We start from the raw sequence: 2,807 nt of genomic DNA, 5'->3' as shown, positions 1-2,807 counted from the left end.
GACTATAAACCGCCGCTCCCTCAAGCCGCTTCGCTGGTCTTTAAGGGAACGCCCAGGTAGCTCAGTTGGTAGAGCATGCGACTGAAAATCGCAGTGTCGGTGGTTCGATCCCGCCCCTGGGCACCATCAGCCGAGACAGCGTGCAGCCCGCATTCGTTGGCGAGCGTTGGCAACTTCCCATCTGCGCTCAATCTAGCGCTAGCCGACCCCATATTTCTCGAATAAATCCGGCGCGAATTTGAGTCCGAGCCCAGGTCCGTCCGGCACGGCGATTTCGCCGTTGACCGGCATCGGCGGATTGTCGAACAGGCGCCAGGTCCACGGCATGTATTCGACCACCAGCCCGTTCGGAATCGCGGCGACCAGGTGCACATGGATCTCCGGTAGCAAATGACTGGCGACAGGCTTGTTGAAGGCCTCCGCCATGCCGGCCACCTTCATCCATTGCGTCACGCCGCCGACCCGCAGCAAATCGATCATGGTGATGTCGCTGGCGTGGTGCGACATCGCCTGCCGGTGCGGCTCGATGCCCCAGAGATATTCGCCGGCGCAGACCGGCGTGGTCAGCGCATCGGCGATCTTCGCGTGCCCCTGGTGGTCGTCGCAGGTCGTCGGGTCCTCCAACCATCCGAGGCCCAGTTCCTCGACGCGGTGGCCGATCGAAATCGCTTCGGCAACGCTCCAGCGCTGGTTGATGTCCACCATCAGATTGACGTCCGGCCCGACCGCCTCGCGGATCAAGCGAATGCGCTCGATCTCTTGTTTGGGCGTGAGGCCTTCGACCGCCATTTGGGTCTTGACCTGCCGATATCCTTTTTCGACCAGTGCGGAGGCGGCGCGTTGCACCTTGTCGGTCGGCGTGGTGCGCATCAGCGCGCCGCTCGCATAGGCCGGCACCTTGTCGCGCGCGCCGCCTAATAGCCGCGCCAGCGGAACGCCGCAGGCCTTGCCGCGGATATCCCACAACGCCGTATCGATCGCCGAGATCGCCAGCATGGCGATGCCGGAGCCGCATGGCGCCGACGCCGCGCGCATCTTGGCTGCCACTTGCTCGGTGCGTAGCGGGTCGTCACCCCTGATCAGTTCGCCGAGATCTTCGAGCGCGGCGTGGAGCGAGCGCAGCAGCTTGCCGCCGAAACCGGTGATGCCGATGCCCTCGATGCCCTCATCGGTCTGCACCTGCACCGTGAAGAACTCGCGCAGCATGCCGGGCATGTAGGGGGCGCCGACCAGCGGCTCTTCGAGCGGCAGGCGGACGAAATTGACCGTGACCTGTTGAATTTTCATTTTGTCCTCCGGCTCCCGCGACGCCCGGTTTCTTGGCGCGCTATTTCTTGTTGCGGCGCTTAACGCTGCCTATCATGGGGCAGGCCAGCAGCATAGCAGCCGCCACAACGATAAAAGCCGAAGGCCAAATCGGGAGGGTGAAATGCCTGCAAAAAAGGCGATCGGCTTTTGAGTCGGCGAAGTGCCTTCACGACCATGGCCGGTGGCGTAAGTCTGGTGGCGGCGCCCGCGATCGTTGCCGCGCAAACTCCGCTCAAGGTCAGTTTCGTTCAGCAGCGCGGCCTGCTCTATCTTCCCGTCGACATGATGGTCACTGGCAGTGTCCTGCAGCTTGCGCGCATTCTGTAAACTGCCTCCGTTGAACGCGACGGATTTTTCTTCGACGACCTCCGGAGCACGCTGCCCATGCCCGACGATTGCATTGTCTGCGGCAAGTGGCCGGAGGCCGACCGATGGGCACTCCGCGAAATGCTCGACACCTTGCCCCTCGATCTAGAGTCAATCTGCGATGAGTGCCTGATGGCGTTTTGGCAAGGGATTGCGGGACCACCCGAAACAGACGATCCGAGCAAGCATTGAAGCGTCTCGTCTAAAGAACGGTGGGACGTTGCTTGGCGGCCGCCCCTGGCCACCATTAGCCGTGACGGCACGCAACTCGCATTCGTTGGCGAGCGTTAGCAATTTCCCATCCCCGGTGTCACAACCCCTAAAGCTTTATTTATAAATGGGTTTGGAACGCTCGAAGCTCCCATATGTCTCTACGTGTACCCCTTATGGAGGAAACGTTATGAGAAGATATGGAGCAATCGGAGCTGCCTGTTTGGCGATTGCGCTAGCCGCGACATCTCCGGCATTGGCTTTCGGCGGACACGGCGGTGGCGGCCATGGTGGAGGCGGTGGCTTCCACGGTGGCGGCGGAGGCTTTCATGGTGGCATGGGCGGAGGTGGCTTCCGGGGCGGCATGGGTGGAGGTGGCTTCCGTAGCGGCGGGTTCGGTGGCGGCGGAGCGCGCTTCGCTGGTGGAGGTTATAGGGGCGGATATGGCCACGGATACGGTGGTGGGTACCGCAGAGGTTACGGCGGATATGGCGGTTATGGAGGCTACGGATATGGACCGGGCATCGTGGGCGGTCTAATCGCGGGATCAGTCATTGGTGGCGCAATAGGATACGACGACTGTTACGACCCCTATTACGGCTACTCCAGCTGTTATTACGACTACTAAAGCGGCTTGATTTAAATGAGCAAAAGGGCGGCCTTTGGGCTGCCTTTTTCATGTTTCAAATTGAAGTCATATTTTTCCGGGCGGTTTGTCCCGACGGGTTATTAAAATCCGGTTAGCCTCCAGCACTCACGTAGTGGTCCGATTCTAACATTCGCATCCCTGCTCAGCGGGCACTTTTGCGAATGTTAGAATCAAAAGGACCACTAGCAAATATAGGTTTCTAGTGGAGTTTCGGATTTGACATTCGCTTTGCGGACTCGCGGCCAAGTGGGTAGCGAATGTCAAATCCACTCCA

3 protein-coding genes and 1 tRNA gene are annotated in these 2,807 nt (G+C 60.2%); 3 read left to right on the top strand and 1 reads right to left on the bottom strand.

Going from position 1 to position 2,807, the window contains the following annotated elements; all coding sequences use genetic code 11:
* Positions 1-50 precede the first annotated feature (50 nt).
* A tRNA-Phe gene (locus WB528_RS26165) sits at positions 51-126 on the top strand.
* Positions 127-198: 72 nt separating this feature from the next.
* Here the strand turns inward: WB528_RS26165 and WB528_RS26160 are convergent.
* Entirely contained in the window at positions 199-1,287 is a 1,089-nt protein-coding gene (locus WB528_RS26160; protein WP_423892167.1) for a mandelate racemase/muconate lactonizing enzyme family protein, read from the bottom strand.
* A gap of 168 nt (positions 1,288-1,455) precedes the next feature.
* Between WB528_RS26160 and WB528_RS26155 the strand changes: the two genes are divergently transcribed.
* A complete protein-coding gene (locus WB528_RS26155) occupies positions 1,456-1,635 on the top strand; it encodes a hypothetical protein (RefSeq protein WP_423892165.1) in 180 nt (59 codons plus the stop codon).
* Positions 1,636-2,162: 527 nt separating this feature from the next.
* Positions 2,163-2,423: a hypothetical protein gene (locus tag WB528_RS26150; RefSeq protein ID WP_423892164.1), complete on the top strand. Its 261-nt coding sequence runs from the start codon at positions 2,163-2,165 to the stop codon at positions 2,421-2,423.
* The last annotated feature ends 384 nt before the right edge of the window (positions 2,424-2,807 follow it).

Origin of the sequence: Bradyrhizobium sp., assembly GCF_049586575.1 — a bacterium.
Taxonomy (GTDB): Bacteria; Pseudomonadota; Alphaproteobacteria; order Rhizobiales; family Xanthobacteraceae; genus Bradyrhizobium.
The sequence above is the reverse complement of the archived record's forward strand: the minus strand, read 5'-3'. Positions and strand labels throughout refer to the sequence as shown.

Coding starts and splice junctions, on each gene's coding strand:
- WB528_RS26160 (WP_423892167.1), bottom strand. CDS start 1,287: ATGAAAATTCAACAGGTCACGGTCAATTTCGTCCGCCTGCCGCTCGAA.